General features: G+C 43.0%; 13 protein-coding genes. 6 read left to right on the top strand and 7 right to left on the bottom strand.

What is annotated here, in order from left to right; genetic code table 11:
* Positions 1–51 precede the first annotated feature (51 nt).
* Positions 52–870, top strand: a complete 819-nt coding sequence (locus V7K35_RS14020; protein WP_335079893.1) for a TlyA family RNA methyltransferase — start codon at positions 52–54, stop codon at positions 868–870.
* Here the strand turns inward: V7K35_RS14020 and V7K35_RS14025 are convergent.
* Positions 867–1127 (bottom strand): Calvin cycle protein CP12, encoded by a 261-nt coding sequence (locus V7K35_RS14025; protein WP_334794360.1) that lies wholly within the window; start codon positions 1125–1127, stop codon positions 867–869. The genes V7K35_RS14020 and V7K35_RS14025 overlap by 4 nt on opposite strands.
* Before the next feature lie 450 nt (positions 1128–1577).
* Complete coding sequence (locus tag V7K35_RS14030) at positions 1578–2924, bottom strand: GTP-binding protein (RefSeq protein WP_335079895.1); 1347 nt, start codon at positions 2922–2924, stop codon at positions 1578–1580.
* Between the two features lie 400 nt (positions 2925–3324).
* On the opposite strand from V7K35_RS14030, the gene V7K35_RS14035 reads away from it, so the two are divergent.
* The 4 genes from V7K35_RS14035 to V7K35_RS14050 all read left to right on the top strand — a co-directional run bounded on the left by V7K35_RS14035 (position 3325) and on the right by V7K35_RS14050 (position 8126).
* A complete protein-coding gene (locus V7K35_RS14035) occupies positions 3325–5010 on the top strand; it encodes an ABC-F family ATP-binding cassette domain-containing protein (protein ID WP_335079897.1) in 1686 nt (561 codons plus the stop codon).
* A 220-nt stretch (positions 5011–5230) separates the two neighbouring features.
* Positions 5231–6829 carry a 2,3-bisphosphoglycerate-independent phosphoglycerate mutase gene (gene gpmI / locus V7K35_RS14040; RefSeq protein ID WP_335079899.1) on the top strand — a complete coding sequence of 533 codons (1599 nt, stop codon included), beginning with the start codon at positions 5231–5233 and terminating at the stop codon, positions 6827–6829.
* A gap of 159 nt (positions 6830–6988) precedes the next feature.
* Positions 6989–7222: a preprotein translocase subunit SecG gene (secG, locus tag V7K35_RS14045; RefSeq protein ID WP_273768523.1), complete on the top strand. Its 234-nt coding sequence runs from the start codon at positions 6989–6991 to the stop codon at positions 7220–7222.
* Positions 7223–7346: 124 nt separating this feature from the next.
* Positions 7347–8126, top strand: coding sequence for a peptidase (locus V7K35_RS14050; protein ID WP_335079977.1), 780 nt, complete (start codon positions 7347–7349; stop codon positions 8124–8126).
* A gap of 311 nt (positions 8127–8437) precedes the next feature.
* Here V7K35_RS14050 and V7K35_RS14055 read toward each other — a convergent pair whose 3' ends face one another.
* From V7K35_RS14055 to V7K35_RS14075, 5 genes are all read right to left on the bottom strand, one after another.
* Positions 8438–9586 carry a glycosyltransferase family 4 protein gene (locus V7K35_RS14055; protein WP_335079901.1) on the bottom strand — a complete coding sequence of 383 codons (1149 nt, stop codon included), beginning with the start codon at positions 9584–9586 and terminating at the stop codon, positions 8438–8440.
* 353 nt (positions 9587–9939) lie between these two features.
* Positions 9940–11580, bottom strand: a complete 1641-nt coding sequence (locus V7K35_RS14060) for an MFS transporter (RefSeq protein ID WP_335079978.1) — start codon at positions 11578–11580, stop codon at positions 9940–9942.
* Positions 11567–12496, bottom strand: coding sequence for a DNA repair protein RecO (gene recO, locus V7K35_RS14065; RefSeq protein WP_335079903.1), 930 nt, complete (start codon positions 12494–12496; stop codon positions 11567–11569). Before recO ends, V7K35_RS14060 begins: the two co-directional genes overlap by 14 nt.
* A 373-nt stretch (positions 12497–12869) precedes the next feature.
* Entirely contained in the window at positions 12870–13550 is a 681-nt protein-coding gene (deoC, locus tag V7K35_RS14070; RefSeq protein ID WP_298909978.1) for a deoxyribose-phosphate aldolase, read from the bottom strand.
* Positions 13551–13629: 79 nt separating this feature from the next.
* The gene (locus V7K35_RS14075; protein WP_335079905.1) at positions 13630–14898 is read right to left on the bottom strand and encodes a DNA cytosine methyltransferase; all 1269 of its coding nucleotides are present in this window, start codon (positions 14896–14898) and stop codon (positions 13630–13632) included.
* A gap of 288 nt (positions 14899–15186) precedes the next feature.
* Between V7K35_RS14075 and V7K35_RS14080 the strand changes: the two genes are divergently transcribed.
* On the top strand, positions 15187–16467 hold the full coding sequence (locus V7K35_RS14080) for a glycosyltransferase family 4 protein (RefSeq protein WP_335079907.1): 1281 nt from the start codon (positions 15187–15189) through the stop codon (positions 16465–16467).
* Positions 16468–16826: the final 359 nt, after the last annotated feature.

The following is a 16826-nucleotide window of genomic DNA, read 5'->3' on the forward strand; positions in this document are numbered from 1 at the left end:
AGTATTGATTATCATGCTTTGGTTTTAATCTTACCAGGAGAGTCTAGTTAATTGGCTAAACAGCGACTCGACACACTATTAGTAGAGTTAAATTTATGTTCTTCTCGCGCCTTAGCACAACGGTTAATTCAGGCGGGGGAAGTTACTGTTAATCAGCAGTTAGTTGATAAAGCTGGTACAGAAGTTGATATTACTGCTCAAATAAATATTAAGGAGCGATCGCCTTTTGTTTCTAGAGGCGGTGAAAAACTCTCCAAAGCTTTGTCAGTATTTACCATTCCCGTAGCAGAGCGCATTTGTTTAGATGGTGGGATTTCTACTGGTGGTTTTACTGATTGTCTCTTGCAAGCTGGAGCAAAACAAGTTTACGGAATTGATGTTGGTTACGGACAAGTTGACTGGCGATTGCGAAATGATTCGCGGGTAATTTTGCGAGAACGCACCAATTTACGGCAACTAGAACCGGATGACTTATATGGGGAAGATGACCCGATTCCTGATTTGGCTGTGGTTGATGTATCGTTTATTTCTTTAACTAAGATTTTGCCTGCTTTGTGGCAACTAACTCAAGCTAACCGAGAAGCTGTATTGTTAGTCAAGCCACAGTTTGAAGTCGGCAGATCCCGTGTAGGTAAAAAAGGCGTTGTGCGTGATCCAAACGACCAAGCTGATGCCATTTTCCAGGTGTTGCAAACAGCCCACCCATTAGGATGGAAATACAAAGGCTTAACTTGGTCGCCGATCACTGGTCCTGCTGGGAATATCGAATATCTTTTGTGGTTGGGAATGGAAAGTGAAACACGATCGCCTGATTTAGAGGCAATTAAGCAAATAACGCAATCAGCAACAACTGATTTACGGAAGAGTTAAACGTCGTATATTAGACACTCTACAGAATCAGGATGGGTATCGCAATAATTTTCTAGAGAGGTTTTCTTTTGTTTTGCTTGGTGTTGATCAGCTTTCTCAGCTTGTAATTCTTCCACAATGTCCCAGGCTACGGCACAACCAGTAGAATCACTGCCATCTTGCTCACAGGTTGTCCGAGCTTCAGTAATCGCTTCAGTAATCGCTTCTTCAATATTTGCTTTCCCAGCAGTTTCAAATGAGTTTAGGCTAGTTGTCATGATCCTTTTACCTTTAATTTACAGAGTATAGATATTAACTGCAAGCATTTCAATGATCTCAAAAAGCTCACCCTGCGGGTGACGCTCCTGCGTCGCTAACGCCAGTCCAACGTCAGTCGCTCCTGGGGGAGACCCCCATGACCGCGCTGGCTCCTCTTTGTTGGAGCAACAAGACTGGGCTGGCTCACATTTACAGTTTAGATAGGCTGACTACAAGAAGCGGTAGTAAACACCGTCATCTTTTTTGTAAAATTGAGTGGGAATTACCCTATTGTCATCTTTGATTCAAAAAGGTAAGAAAATTCCACTAGTTGTGGTCAGTAATAGAGATGGTCATGTTTTCAATCTTGCATCCAAAATTGGGAATGTCAGTCAATTGTCATAAGAGCTTGATAGAAGTTGATAAACACTTATAAACGGCAACAAACGGGAAACAATTTTTATTTATTCTCAATACTTTATGCCTAATTCTTGTCGCAGACGATACAGAATTGTGTTCTGGTCAACTTGAGAGAGAATTTCTTGAATGACGCTGCTAGCGCCCAACTGTCCCCAGGTGCAGCCTTTTTCGAGATACACTTGAGCAGCTTTGCCAACAGAGTATGCACCATAACCGGCGATACCAGCTTGGGCGATCGCACTGCCAGCAAAGGCAGTAATATTGCTGGGATTGTCACCACTGGTGATTGCAGCCGTACTTTTACCCAAACCCAAAAGAAAACTACTACCTAATTCTCCCAGCAACAAACCACCGGAACTAAATAAAATTGTTTTTAAAATTTTTCCAGCTTCATAGCTAGTCATAGGCAAACCATACAACCTAGCTAAAGCGCGAATTAAAGCTAAATCGGCAACAGTTCCGCCAAGGATATCTAAGAAGGCAATGGGATTGAGCATTACTGCCAAAGCTTTGTATTTGGTAAATTGCCAAATGATATCTTCGGCTTCTTGTTGGCGTAAGTCGATGGTTTTTTGAGCGATCGCGGCTTCTGCATCCCGTGCTTGGATCAGTGCATTTAAAGCCAGAAGCGATCGCCCTTCTCGATTAAGAATATTCAGAATTATCTCTTTTAGTTCGTCTACTTGCGGTGGTGGTGTCTCCCATTCATAACTGACACGTCCATCAGCCCACTCAACCCTTACTTCCATTGGTGCTGGTTCTGCCGCCACCATCACAATTTCATCAGGTAGTAGAGGCTTTGCTTGAGGATGTCCTGCACCGAGTTGTTGTAAATTTTGGTAAATCGCTCCCTGGTCTGTATCTGGATAAAGGTCTATCTTGTTAAATACCAAAATCAAGGGTTTTTGTGCTTGACGCAATTCCAGCAGTGCCTGATACTCAGTGCGCGTGATATCACCAGACACAACAAACAGAATCAAATCCGCCTGATGTACCACAACTCGCGCCATGTCTGCCCGTGACTCACCCTCAATTTCATCTAATCCAGGGGTATCAATTAACTCTACTAGTACCTTACCTCCTGGCTGCCAACGCACGGAACGCGGCCATTGAGTGACACCGTTCAAGGGCCCAGTTTGCAGAATCTTGTCTCCCAACAAGGCATTTAAAACTGCTGACTTACCACGACTCACCAAACCAAAAGCCGCAATTCTAATAATGCTAGAGTCCAGCTTGTTGAGTGTGGAGTTCAAAGCTTCCAATTCCGGTTTCACTAAACCTGCCAATTCTGGGTTAGATGAAAGCTGTCCTGACTTGCGAAGATATCCATACCAAGACAGCACTTGCCTGAGACTGGCGCGGGCACGATTTAAGTGAGTTTCTTGCAGATTACGCACGAAGTTAAGTTGATTCAAGGTTGGACAAACAACAGGCTACATATCCATTTTGATCTAATTCCATCAGATGCTCAAAAAATGCTTAAACTGATCAGGAAGCCTTTAAACAAGGTGAGGTTAAAGGTAAACTAAAAGCAGTACCATTAATGTTGGTTGGCAGCAGGGTTGAGGATAAAACAAGTAGCATCGGCTTTAGATTTGAGTGTCGAAGAAGTCAGACAAGTTATACAAAGTCAGCCTTGAAAAGGATGCGGTAAGTTTTATGCGTGAGGAAAGCGAAATTTTGTTTTCGCCTTTGAGACTTGACTCACGACGAAATTTATAGTTAATTTTTGTTAATATTGGAAGCGGTGTTAGTACTTCGTCCTCAACCACCCACTCCCTACCTGAGAGAAACTTAATGCTGCGATTAGAACATATAAGTAAAATTTATCCCACAGGCGAAGTTCTCAAAGATATCAACTGGGAAGTGAAACCAGGCGATCGCATTGGCTTAGTCGGTGTCAACGGTGCGGGAAAATCTACCCAACTCAAAATCATCTCTGGGGAAATTGAACCTACCGCCGGCGAAATCATTCGTCCCAACAGCTTACACATAGCCTACCTCAACCAAGAGTTTGAAGTAGACCCCAGCCGCACGGTTAGAGAAGAATTTTGGACTGTCTTCAAAGAAGCCAACGAAGTACAGTTGTCTCTGGCGCATGTGCCACAAGAGATGGAAACGGCTAACCCAGAGGAACTGGATCGACTGATCGACAAGTTGGATCGCTTGCAGCGCAAATTTGAAGCCTTGGATGGCTACAACTTAGATGCACGCATCGGGAAAATCTTACCAGAGATGGGGTTTGGGCTAGAAGATGGCGATCGCCTCGTCAGTGCCTTCAGTGGTGGTTGGCAGATGCGGATGAGTTTAGGTAAAATTCTTCTGCAAAAACCCGACTTGTTGCTGCTGGATGAACCGACTAACCACCTGGATTTAGAAACCATTGAGTGGTTGGAAAATTACCTCAAAGGGCTGATTACGCCGATGGTAATAGTCTCCCATGACCGGGAGTTCCTTGACCGCCTTTGCACCCAAATTGTGGAAACTGAACGTGGCGTTTCCGCAACCTACCTTGGTAACTACTCAGCATATTTAGAACAAAAAGCTGAAAGTCAATCAGCACAACTGAGTGCTTACGAACGCCAACAGAAAGAATTAGAGAAACAGCAAACCTTTGTTGATAGATTTCGCGCCAGTGCTACCCGCAGTACCCAGGCAAAAAGCCGGGAAAAGCAACTGGATAAAATTGAGCGCATTGAAGCACCCATTGCGGGAGTCAGAACTCTCCACTTCCGTTTTCCGCCTGCACCCCGCAGTGGACGCGAGGTAGTAGAAATTAAAGACTTAACTCATATCTATGATGATAAGATTTTGTTTTTGGGAACGAATCTCCTAATTGAAAGAGGCGATCGCATTGCATTTCTAGGCCCCAACGGTGCTGGGAAATCTACCCTTCTGCGCGTGATTATGGGTATGGAACCACCCACAGAAGGTAGCGTAAATTTAGGCGATCACAACGTTCTTCCTGGTTACTTTGAGCAAAATCAAGCTGAAGCCTTGGACTTGAAAAGAACTGTCATGGAAACTATCCATGATGAAGTTCCCGATTGGGATAATCAAGAAGTCCGCACGCTTTTGGGACGATTTTTATTCACTGGTGACACTGTATTTAAGGCAGTTGGAGCGTTAAGTGGAGGAGAAAAAGCTCGTCTGGCGTTAGCAAAAATGCTCTTACGTCCCGCGAACTTATTAATTTTAGATGAGCCGACAAACCACTTAGATATTCCAGCTAAAGAAATGCTGGAAGAAGCGCTCAAAAATTATGATGGGACGGCAATTGTAGTTTCCCATGATCGCTACTTTATTTCTCAGGTAGCAAACAAAATCGTCGAAATTCGTGATGGTGAATTCCGGGTTTACTTAGGAGATTATCATTACTATCTCCAGAAAATTGCCGAAGAAAAAGAACAAGCGAAGTTAGCTGCAATAGAAGCCGAAAAAGCTGCTAAGAAAGCTGCGAAAGCTTCCACGAAAAGGAAATGAGGGACTGGATAATGCCTTAGTAGTAGTCTGAAACACTACTACTAAGTAATCACTCCTTATTAGCGTTCCAAAACATCACAGAAAAATTACTAAAATTTAAAAAACATTTCAAAGAACTGCAAGTCCTTCATAAAAAAAGTTAATAAACAAAAATTCTCTTGCGGCGTGGATTAGCAGTGGTATCATTCGGGTATTACAAAAAGTAAAGGGCAATTTTACTATGACCAAAGCACCTGTTTCTCCTGTGGTGCTAGTCATTTTAGACGGATGGGGCTACTGCGAGGAAACGCGAGGAAACGCTATTACTGCTGCTAAAACTCCCATCGTGGACAGTTTATGGGCAGCTTACCCGCATACCCTCATCCACACTTCAGGAAAAGCCGTAGGGTTGCCAGAAGGTCAAATGGGCAACTCAGAAGTTGGTCATTTGAACATTGGTGCTGGGCGAGTGGTACCGCAAGAACTTGTACGCATCTCCGATGCAGTCGAAGACGGTTCTATTGCTTTAAACCCAGCACTCGTCAAAATTTGCCAGGAAGTTCGCTCTCGGAATAGCAAGCTGCATCTAGTAGGCCTTTGTTCTGAGGGAGGGGTACATTCGCATATCACCCATCTATTCGGACTACTTGACTTAGCCAAAGACCAACGAATTCCAGAAGTTTGTATTCACGCCATCACTGATGGTCGTGACACCGCCCCAACTGACGGTGTAAGAGCAATCACACTGCTGCAAGATTATATAGATCGCACAGGAATTGGGCGCATAGTCACCCTCAGCGGTCGCTACTACGCGATGGATCGCGATCACCGCTGGGATCGGGTCAAACGCGCCTACGACGTGATGACCCAAGATAGTGTTGGTAATGGTCTCAAGGCTGTGGAAATCTTGCAAGCATCTTACGCCTTAGGGATAAAAGACGAATTTGTCAACCCAATCCGAATTGCTCCCGGCGCAATAGAACCAGGGGATGGGGTGATATTTTTTAACTTCCGCCCCGATCGCTCCAGACAACTGACTCAAGCTTTAGTCAGTCCCACGTTTAACGGTTTTGAAAGACAGCAAATCACACCGTTGTCTTTTGTCACCTTTACGCAGTACGATTCAGACTTGCCCGTGGCTGTAGCCTTTGAGCCTCAAAATCTCAGTAACATTCTGGGAGAAGTGATAGCCAATCATAGTCTGAAGCAATTCCGCACCGCCGAAACAGAAAAATACGCCCACGTCACGTATTTCTTTAATGGCGGTTTGGAGGAACCTTTTGCTGGAGAAGACCGAGAACTGGTAAGCAGCCCGATGGTAGCGACTTACGATCATGCCCCAGCCATGTCAGCAGCAGCAGTTACAGATGTAGCGATCGCTGCGATTCAAAAGGGTACGTATTCTCTAGTTGTGATTAACTATGCCAACCCAGACATGGTAGGGCATACTGGTCAAATCGAAGCTACCATTACAGCAGTTGAAACAGTTGATCGCTGTTTGGGACGCCTACTAGAGAGTGTTATCAAAGCCGGCGGTACAACAATGATTACTGCCGACCACGGCAACGCTGAGTATATGCTAGATAATGGGGGTAATCCCTGGACAGCTCATACCACTAACCCAGTCCCCTTTATCTTGGTGGAAGGAGAGAAAGTCAAAATCCCTGGATATGGTACAAATGTCGAACTGCGAAGCGATGGCAAGCTATCCGACATCGCCCCCACAATTCTAGAGATTTTGCAGCTGCCTCAGCCACCAGAAATGACAGGGCGATCACTGCTGAAAACAGCAGAATATGAGCTGCAACGCACTCGCACCCCTGTGCAAGTAGGGCTGTAAAAGAGTTAGGAGTTAAGAGTTAAGAATGATGAATTAGGTCTTTTCCAACTCCTGACTCCTAACTCTACCGATTTTGAATTTTGGATGAAAGAAAAAATCTAAAATCCAAAATTGAATGAATTCTGTTTTTTGAAATTTTTTATAAATGAGATTCCTACCATGATAGTTACTAATATTGTGCAAGGCATTTGGGCATTTTCCGCCACTGGTTTGATTATCTTGGTTTTACTGCATAGCCCCAAAGGTGATGGCATTGGAGCCATTGGCGGACAAGCCCAGCTATTTAGCAGTACCAAAAGTGCAGAAAACACCTTAAACCGAATTACTTGGGCATTGACAGTAATTTTTCTCGGTTTAACAGTAGTTTTAAGTGCTGGTTGGCTGCCTAAATAAGGATAGGTCAGCCTCTTCGGGAAGTCAAAAGGAGCCAGTGCGTTGTGCGGCTCTGCCGACTTGAAGCAACTGGCGTTCAAAAGTCAAAAGTCAATGGGGAGAAGAACCCAATACGCGATACTTAATCACCCTAATAAATTTAATTTCACGGCGGTTAATTACAGCTCTTGCCTTGTTTACTGGCACAGGGCTGTTAATCATTTTTACAAATTTCCAGTCGAGCGATGGGTTTACAATAATACCAAAATCTGTATATTCAGGCTTAATAATCTCTCTCCCTCCCTCATCCCCAAAACCCCATCCCTTACCGCCCACACTTATACAGTGGCAAGATAGTACTAACAGTGGTGACTACTTTTCCCAAGTCACAACAACCCAAGTTGGTTATTTAGTCTGGTCACAATTTCCCGTTCGAGTTTACGTAGAACCACCAAAAGCCATCAGTGAAAAACAAGCTCAAGCATGGGTTAACGGTGTTTTGCAGGGTGTGCAAGAATGGAGTACTTATTTGCCTTTGACAATAGTCGAACAACCAGAAATTGCTGATATTACAATTGTGCGAAAAGCGCCACCTCTACAAATTTCCCCTGGTAGTAATATACCCCGGGCGCGATCGGCCCAAACTACTTACGAGTTATACACCAGCAACAAAGTTTTATCCCACCGCTTCACCATCTTTTTAAGCCCCAGTCAAACAGGCGAGTATCTCATTGCAGCCGCCCGCCACGAATTCGGTCATGCATTGGGAATTTGGGGCCATAGTCCGCTACAAACCGATGCACTATATTTTTCTCAAGTTCGTAACCCGTCGCCTATTTCTGCCAGAGATGTAAATACTTTAAAGCGGGTTTATGAACAGCCAACCACTTTAGGATGGTCTTTAGTGGATAATTCAGCGACTTAATTTTTTGGTGTTATACCAATTCTGTATGAAGATGCACAGAATATTAAACGAACCGCCAAGTACGCATTAATTAAGGACTTACGCACAAGTGACGAAAGAATCAAACCGCTCCAGGCACAGAGAACACGAACTAATGAGAGTTGGAAGAGATATTTATCAACTTTATCTGACTTGCGTCATACTTCGTTTCGTTAACTCTAGATGGTCTTGTAAAACTGGTAAGAGAATTCTTAGTCAGGTATCTGTATTTTACCCGATCGCACTCATTGCCATCTTAAGATTTACAGTGCGATCGCACTTTTTCCCTTTCACTAGGCTCTACGACTTAATGGTAGAGGTCGTTGTGCTAAAACTTCTTTATAAAGTTCTTCCAGTAGAGTAATATTTTTACTAAGGGTATAGCGGTCTAATACACGCTGTCTGGCTTTTTGCCCCAGTAAGGTTGTTAACTCAGGATGATCTTGTAACACTGGCAAGAGTGTTCTTAATTGCGATCGCGCTGTTTTGGTACTAATAACTACACCTGCGCCCTTTTCCAATACTTCTCCATCTGCACCCACGTCTGTTGCTAAACAAGCCAACCCACATGCCATTCCTTCTAACAGAGATAGGGACAAACCCTCTACCAATGAAGGCAAAACAAATACATCTGCGCCCCGCAAAATTTCGATGCGTCGGTATTCATCAGCGACAAATCCCAACCAGATAATGCCGTACTCTGAGCCAAAAAACGACTCTAAGGAAGACTTCAAAGGGCCGTCGCCAACAATTAGCAACTTACTACCAAGCCCCATTGCAGACTGCTTCCAAGCCCGGAGGAGCGCTTCGACATTTTTCTCTGGCGCTATTCGACCCTGATAGACAAACAAGCGTTCGGCTTTAAATTCTGCTTTGACTTTAGAAAGTCCTGGAGAATACTTGGCGGTATCAACACCGTTTGGAATCACGGCAATATTTTCTTCCCTCACGCCCATCCGTGCCAATAATTCTCGCTGAATTTGGGAAAATACAATCACGCGATCATAATTAACTAAAAAAGGCGCGTAGAGCTGATAAGCCAAAAGTTGTGTTCCCGATATCAGCTTTGCCCCTTTGCCAGCAAACGGTGTGTGAAAAGTGGCAATTAGGGGCAACCTCAGTTCCTCACAGATTTCTGGTAAAAGAAAGTCTAAAGGAGATAGCGTCAAGGAAGCATGAACTATATCTGGCTTGATTTCCCTCAGCGACTCCGTTAAAACTTTAGTGGCTTTAAAAGTGGGAATTGTATAAACCTGGGACTTGTAAATGAAAGGGAGGGAAACCTCTCGAAGATTTGGCCAATTGTCAGGTTCAGACTCTTCCTGGGCGAAGTGAAGAAAGCTAACTTGATGTCCCCTATCTAGCAAGGCATTTGTAATTTCTCGACTGTAGGTGACATTCCCGCAAAAGGGCGATTTTTTTCCAATCCAGGCTATACGCATTCTTTATTTAGCTGTAAGAAAAGCGGGTTTAATCTATTACTTGTGTGTCCTTTGTGATTTTTATTTTATCTAGCTATACTTGCTGGTTTTTTATTTATTACAGATTTCCACCACAATATAGTTTAAACAGCCTATTTTAAGCTGATTAAACCAGTGGATTTATGGCTTTATTTATTTTACTTATAAGTTGTTAATTTATGATATTTAAACAACTTATTCTGACTAATGTGAGATTGATATCCCGCAAGTATGTGATAAATTTTCACTGGACACAGTTTACCATGAACACAAAAGCTTTAAGGAAATTAGTAATTACTTCAAGGTAATGAATAATAACTCCTGTTAGCTGATAACTACTTATGTGAGTTATACCAGGTTAATATACCTCCTGAAAAGACGATCGCTGCTAATCCCAAAAAAACTACCTGTAATCCCAGAAAGGTTTCTGCTACACCTGCTAATGCCAGAGGTAAGGAAAGAGCAATATTAATTACATTGTTTTGCAAGCCAAAGACTTTACCACGCATTTCTGGAGGTGTTTCTGTTTGGATCGCTGTTTGCATGGGAATACCCACTAGCGCCCCAAAGATACCTAATAGCGCTACTAGTAACAATACTAGCCAAAGTTGGGTTGTAAATACTGACAGACCAATCAGGGATGCTGCCATGCCCATACAACCGTACAGACTTAGTTGCGTATAGGAGAAGCGTTGACCAAATTGACCGAGAATTGTTGCTCCAGCAGCGATGCCAACACCGCCAGATGCTAGTAAAAAGCCGAACTGGGAGGCTTTCATGTTAGGAATTATTTCTGCCATGCGAACGGCTAGAACAGTTAATGCTGCAAAGACAGAAAACAAGATAATCAGCTGAAGCAAAGCATTGCGGACGCGATGATTTGCTTTGAGATAGGTAAAACCATCCCGCAAGTCAGAGAATACGTGAGGGAATTCTGTATCGGGGTCGTGGTGTTTTTCCTTAGTTGCCAAGAGGAATAATATTAGTCCAGCGATCGCATAACTACCACCTACTAAAAGTTCTTTGCCCAAACTACTATTACCACCAATTTGCAGCCAAAGTCCATCAGCGATCGCTAACAATGGTTCCCCGACGGCAAACCCAACAATCACCGATGCCATCATCGTTGTCGTGTAAAGCGAATTTGCCGAGAGCAAATGCTGTTCTTCTACTATCAAAGGAATTGCCGCCTGTTCTGCCGGTGCAAAAAACTGCGTCAGTGTGGAAACTAAAAAAGTCACACCCAGGATGATCAAAAAACCCACTGGCAATGCTCCTATCGGTTTCCAATCATGAGTTAACCACAGCAGGAAGGGAATTGACAAAACCAGGATACCGCGCCAAATATTCGTTGCCACCAGCACAGCCTTTTTAGACCAGCGATCGACAAACACACCAGCAATGGAACCAAACAATACGGCTGGAATAGTAAAAGCCATCATCAAGACTGACACCCAACCACTAATACTTTGATTGCTTGCTTGAAACTGAGTATTAATCAAAGCAATCATCAGCACCAAATAAACTTTATCTGCTAGTTGGGAGAAAACTTGACCACCCCAAAGCGCTAGGAAATTAAGGTTTTTTAATACGGGCAAAAACCCTTTCTGTTTGATATTTCCTGAAACAGCTTCTGGACTTAAACCAGAACCATCAAATTTCGGTGGTTCTTTTTCTGGGGGAGAAGCTGCTGGCAAACTTTGCCCGTTGCTATCTACCTCAGCAGTGGTTAATTTTTCCTCAAATTGTGTTTTTGGTTGACTTGGAACATCAGTTTTTGGAATGTCCTCTGTCCAACTTTGCTCGTTTTTAGAAACGTCTTTTGGGGACATTTCTTGGCTATTGATTTGACTAGGTGTACAGTTGGAAACGGCACTCAAGTGATTCTTGACTGGAGGATCTGATGCCCCATTCTGTTTTTTGACAAGGCTTGGTGACAAAGGCGGGATTTTTTTATCCAAATCAGACGGTTGCATCATGGTTGGCAGCAAAATAAGAGTCTATCAAGGTAGCAGAGCGAATAGGGCGACCTAATTGATACTGAGCATACTGGCGCAAAATCTGCTCAACAGATAACCAGTTATAATCTCTAGCACCATCAATTTGCATTATCTCTGGTTGTGACAGATGTTGAAGCAAAGCTAATTCCACAGCACCAAGACGACTAGAAATCACAGGTATTTCTTGCCGATGCACAACAACTGTTTGGGAGCCAGGTTTTGGAGGTGATGGGATAATAGGGTGATTGGGTGATGGAGAAAAAGATGAATTTCTTTGTATCCCCCTCTCCCTCTCTCCCTCTGTTCGTAAACGCTCCCAAGCTTCTAAGCAAACCGCTCCACCCGCAGGAATGCTAAATCCTACCTCCCAGTTGGGGTCTGTAAAGTCTGGCTTGAGGGAGCGCCCAGATAGACAACAGATTTGCACTTGCGGTGTTAGTCCTGCTAAGGCTAAAAGATGAAACACCCCATGAGCCAGATGAGCCAAAACACCAGATGCATTTGCACTAGACAACGCCTCCAACCGATGGAGATGTTCATTGAACAACTCATAAAGTTCTTCTTGGGGTTGTTCGCTCAAAGCTTGACACAGGACTATTTCTGCTAAATACTGACTAGCAGCCAATTTTCCCAAATTTTTAGCTAAACCAGGATAAGTTTTCAACGTCTGTGCTTGAGTAATTTTATCAAGCGATCGCCCTTTCGCGATCAATAGTTCATTGACAACAAACATACCACTCCTACCGCCCAGGCTGGAGTTGTGCTTACGTGCCCCTGGAGCCACTGCTCGAATCAGTCCCAACTCCGGTGTCAAAATCGTCACTATTTTATCTGATTCTCCCAGCACCTGGGTTTTAAGATTAATTCCGGTTGCTTTGTAAGTTCTACTCATTAGTAATTAGTCATTAGCTAATCAATTTTGGATTTGGGATTTTAGATTAACCCCATACCTCAAGGTAGGGGCTTGGGAAAGGAATGCAAGGATTTTAGATTTTAAATTTTTCCATAGTTGAAACTAGTTGCTCTCAAACCAAGTTTAAATTTTGAATCCTCAATCCCTTCGACGCTCCTACAGACGCTCGTTCCGACGCTCCTACGTCGCTACCGCTTCGCTAACAGCACTCATGGGGGAAACCCCCAGACGTTCACAGGTTCGCTACCGCTGCGCTATCGCCAAGGGAGAAGACTGCGCTGCTTCACCAAAATCCAAAATTTAAAATCTAAAATTGGTCATTAGTCATTAGGTTAGGACAAAGTACAAATGACTATTCACCCTTTCCCAGGTTATCGCGCTGGCGGATCAAATCGATACCGCGAGATGTGCCTAATCTAGTAGCACCAGCTACGATTAAGTCTAGGGCTTGATTGATAGTGTGGATACCACCCGAAGCCTTAATTCCCACCCTTTCTTTGGCCAATTCCTGCAAAAGTCGCACATCTGCCACTGTTGCACCACCATTCCAACCTGTACTAGTTTTTAAGAAAGCTGCCCCCGCCTCCATAGCTATTTCAGCAGCTATTTTTTTCTCCGCATCTGTCAACAGGTTGGTTTCCAAAATTACCTTGACAGTTTGCCCAGTTTCTTCACAAATTTCGGCAATTTCTCGGTGGACTTCTTCAGTTTTACCAGCTTTCAACCAGCCCAAGTTCATTGCCACATCCAACTCAGTGGCCCCATTTTCTGCTGCTTCTTGAGCCTCGTACAGCTTGACTGCTGAAGTCGTTGCACCAGAGGGAAAACCAATCACCGTACAAACTTTAGGGTTCTTGCCGTGGAGGAGTTCGACTGCTTGCTTGACATAGGCGGGATACAAGCAAACCGCCGCAAAATTGAATCTGTATGCTTCTTCACACCACTGCTTAACCTGCTCTGGAGTAGCCGTTGGCGTTAACAGGGCGTGATCGATAAATGGCGCAATATCAATATCTGCATAGTCTGCTGCCATCGTGTCTTCTGCCAGTAATTGATTATTAAACTTTATAAAAAATTAAAATATTTCTTATATATATATTAAACCACATTTATTACGAGTTTATCCTGAAAACAAACTGCTGACTTATTTTTGATGTCCGCTTTGGAGATTTCCCGGAATTACTGTAAGTGTTTAAGTTGACATTAGGCATAGTAAGGTTAGAAATATTAACAGCATTTTTACCGCCAGTTCCTAAGAAGTCAATAATAGTTTTAGCTAAAGCCTTCGATGCCAAATATGGTACGCCATTACCAATAGTTTTAAACATATTCGTCAGTGACATATTCTCTGGAAGGACAAAATTTGCAGGCAAAGATTGTATGGCTAAAGCTTCTGCCACAGATATTCGCCGGATTTTATAAGGATGCAAATGTACTTCATTATTTCCATAGCAGGCTGTCGGAGAGTAACGCCATCTGTGCAGACGCTTAAAAGACTTTTTAGAATCATCTCCTTCATCAATAGCAGCAAATCTTGTGATCCCTGCCCTTGGTTGAAAACAGTTTTTAGCATTGGGATGCTTCAGCACGTTATTTTTTCTAAACCAGTACTCAACTGTTAATTCTTGAGGGATGCCGTCAGGACAAGGCATGATGGAATTTTCTTGAAATGGTTCGCACTTACGCCAAGGATAAGCAAAAACCTTTTTTTGAGGATATAAAATGTGATTTTTCCAAGGAAAATATCCCTCAGGTAGTAACTTTTCACTACCGAGTTTTATTCCTATATCCTTGATAAAACTATTTCTGAAACCAATGAGAATAATTCTTTCTCTATCCTGGGGTACACCATATTCGATAGCATTAATTAACCGCTCTGTTAATATATAGCCTGCTTCCAGTAATTGTTGCTTGAGTGATTCAAAAAATAAACGGTGCTCTGTCGTTTTCCACAACCCCTTAACGTTCTCAAATAAAAAGAAATCTGGAAGATTGCGGCAAATTAATTCAACATAAGAAGCGGAAAGCTTGCCATTATCTCCTAAACGTCCTCTATTTTTCCCGCCAATAGAAAAATCAGGACAGGGAGGCCCGCCAATGAAGCCCACAATATTGTTAGATTTGCGGCAGTCTTGTACTAACTCCCGGAGGTGTTGTGTTTGTAAACCTTCGAGAAGTTGCGTGACATCTCCTCCTTCTCGCTCATGATACCCGTATTCTGGCAACGGTAGATTCAGAACCTGCCGTGAATAGCGGTATGCTGCCATGAATGAGGAAAAAATTTCATTGACGTAAACAATATTAAAACCACTGGTTTCAAAACCTAAATCTAGGAATCCTGAACCAGCAAAAAAGGAGAAAATACAAGGGCGATCGCTCATTGAATAACTAATATTGTGAAACTGTCTTAATTAATATCGAAAAATATAGAGTTTCTACTTACGTACCAATTAGAAACTGACACTTCAAATAATGCTCAGGATAGTAAAAAAGATTCACAGATTCCCTAAGTATTTCATATCCAAGTTTACTCAATCTTTAAGGAAAATCCCTGACAAAGAAAGAGTCTGAAGTCACAATTAAATATAGGAGTTTCCAAACTCTAAATGATCTTTAAGACAAATATTTGTCATTAAATAAAAAACCGGGGTACTTCGGACTAATTTTTTATGCGGATTTTAATTTACTCCTACAACTACTATCCAGAGCCAATTGGTATTGCCCCACTGATGACTGAATTAGCAGAGGGACTAGTGAAGCGTGGGCATCAAGTGCGCGTAGTCACCGCTATGCCCAACTACCCTGAGCGTCAAATTTACCAGGAATATCGGGGCAAGTGGTATGTCAACGAATACAAAAATGGCGTTCAAATTCAACGCAGTTACGTTTGGATTCGTCCCCAACCCAACCTATTAGATCGGGTGTTACTAGATGCTAGTTTCGTTGTCACTAGTTTTGTGCCTGCCCTCATCGGTTGGCGCCCAGATGTTATTCTCTCAACATCGCCATCCTTGCCAAGCTGTGTACCAGTCGCTTTTTTAGGATGGTTACGTGCTTGTCCTGTAATCTTAAATCTACAAGATATATTACCAGAAGCAGCAGTCCACGTCGGTCTACTGAAAAATAAATTGCTTATACAGTTATTTACAGTGTTGGAAAAGTTTGCTTACCACACTGCTAGTAAAATTAGCGTCATCGCCGATGGGTTTGTGGACAATTTGCGATCTAAGGGCGTAGAAGCTGACAAAATTGTGCAAATTCCCAACTGGGTTGATGTAAATTTTATCTGCCCTTTGCCTAAAGAAAATAACCCTTTCCGCGCAGCACATAATCTGAATGGCAAATTTGTAGTACTTTATTCTGGTAACATTGCCCTAACCCAAGGCTTAGAAGGCGTTGTTAAAGCTGCTTCTGAGTTGCGCCATATCCCAGATATTGTTTTTGTCATCGTTGGAGAGGCAAAAGGTTTACAGCGATTGCAACAGGAATGTCTAAGCTGCGGCGCAGATAATGTTTTGCTACTGCCATTTCAACCGCGTCAACATTTGCCACAAATGTTAGCAGCTGCTGATGTTGGCTTGGTGGTGCAAAAGAAAAATGTTGTATCCTTCAATATGCCGTCAAAAATTCAAGTGCTACTTGCTAGTGGAAGGGCCTTAGTTGCGTCTGTCCCTGACAATGGTACAGCCGCAAAAGCCATCAGGCAAAGTGGCGGCGGAGTTATCGTTCCTCCAGAAGATCCTCAAGCTTTAGCAATGGCAATTTTAGATTTGTACAAAAACCCCGAAAAAGTCAAAACTCTGGGTTATAAAAGTCGTCAATATGCGGTTGAACACTATGCTTTTGAGCAAGCTTTAAATCAGTATGAGTCGTTGTGTTACTCATTAACGGTAGATAGTAGAGCAATTCAGTCCACAAGAGTTACAGTGTCGAGAGCAGAAAGCCCATGAGGATGTAACCAATTCAGAAAGTCGCAATTCTACCCTCACTATCCAAGATAGCAACAGATTTTGAGGGTGGTTAACTAATTCTGGGGGTTTAAGTCAAGAGCAGTTGTATTGTAATTTTCACTCCTACGTATAGAAGTTTTCTAGGGTACTTACGCTCACTTGTAAGGTTATGAAGTTGTCATCTACAAGAGATTAAAGTGCGAACTCAATCCTAATAAATTACCCTGTAAAAGCCAGTCATCCCCCGATTGCTCGGTTTCGACTGAACGAATCGCACTTGAAAAGCTGCATAATAACCATCCGCAACTGCTGATTGCTGATGTCGAAATATAAACAGCCAATTATCAAACCAGCTTCCA

Source organism: Nostoc sp., from assembly GCF_036917275.1.
Classification (GTDB): domain Bacteria; phylum Cyanobacteriota; class Cyanobacteriia; order Cyanobacteriales; family Nostocaceae; genus Nostoc.

Coding starts and splice junctions, on each gene's coding strand:
- V7K35_RS14025 (WP_334794360.1), bottom strand. CDS start 1,127: ATGACAACTAGCCTAAACTCATTTGAAACTGCTGGGAAAGCAAATATT.
- V7K35_RS14035 (WP_335079897.1), top strand. CDS start 3,325: ATGCTGCGATTAGAACATATAAGTAAAATTTATCCCACAGGCGAAGTT.
- gpmI (WP_335079899.1), top strand. CDS start 5,231: ATGACCAAAGCACCTGTTTCTCCTGTGGTGCTAGTCATTTTAGACGGA.
- secG (WP_273768523.1), top strand. CDS start 6,989: ATGATAGTTACTAATATTGTGCAAGGCATTTGGGCATTTTCCGCCACT.
- V7K35_RS14055 (WP_335079901.1), bottom strand. CDS start 9,586: ATGCGTATAGCCTGGATTGGAAAAAAATCGCCCTTTTGCGGGAATGTC.
- V7K35_RS14060 (WP_335079978.1), bottom strand. CDS start 11,580: ATGCAACCGTCTGATTTGGATAAAAAAATCCCGCCTTTGTCACCAAGC.
- recO (WP_335079903.1), bottom strand. CDS start 12,496: ATGAGTAGAACTTACAAAGCAACCGGAATTAATCTTAAAACCCAGGTG.
- deoC (WP_298909978.1), bottom strand. CDS start 13,550: ATGGCAGCAGACTATGCAGATATTGATATTGCGCCATTTATCGATCAC.
- V7K35_RS14075 (WP_335079905.1), bottom strand. CDS start 14,898: ATGAGCGATCGCCCTTGTATTTTCTCCTTTTTTGCTGGTTCAGGATTC.
- V7K35_RS14080 (WP_335079907.1), top strand. CDS start 15,187: ATGCGGATTTTAATTTACTCCTACAACTACTATCCAGAGCCAATTGGT.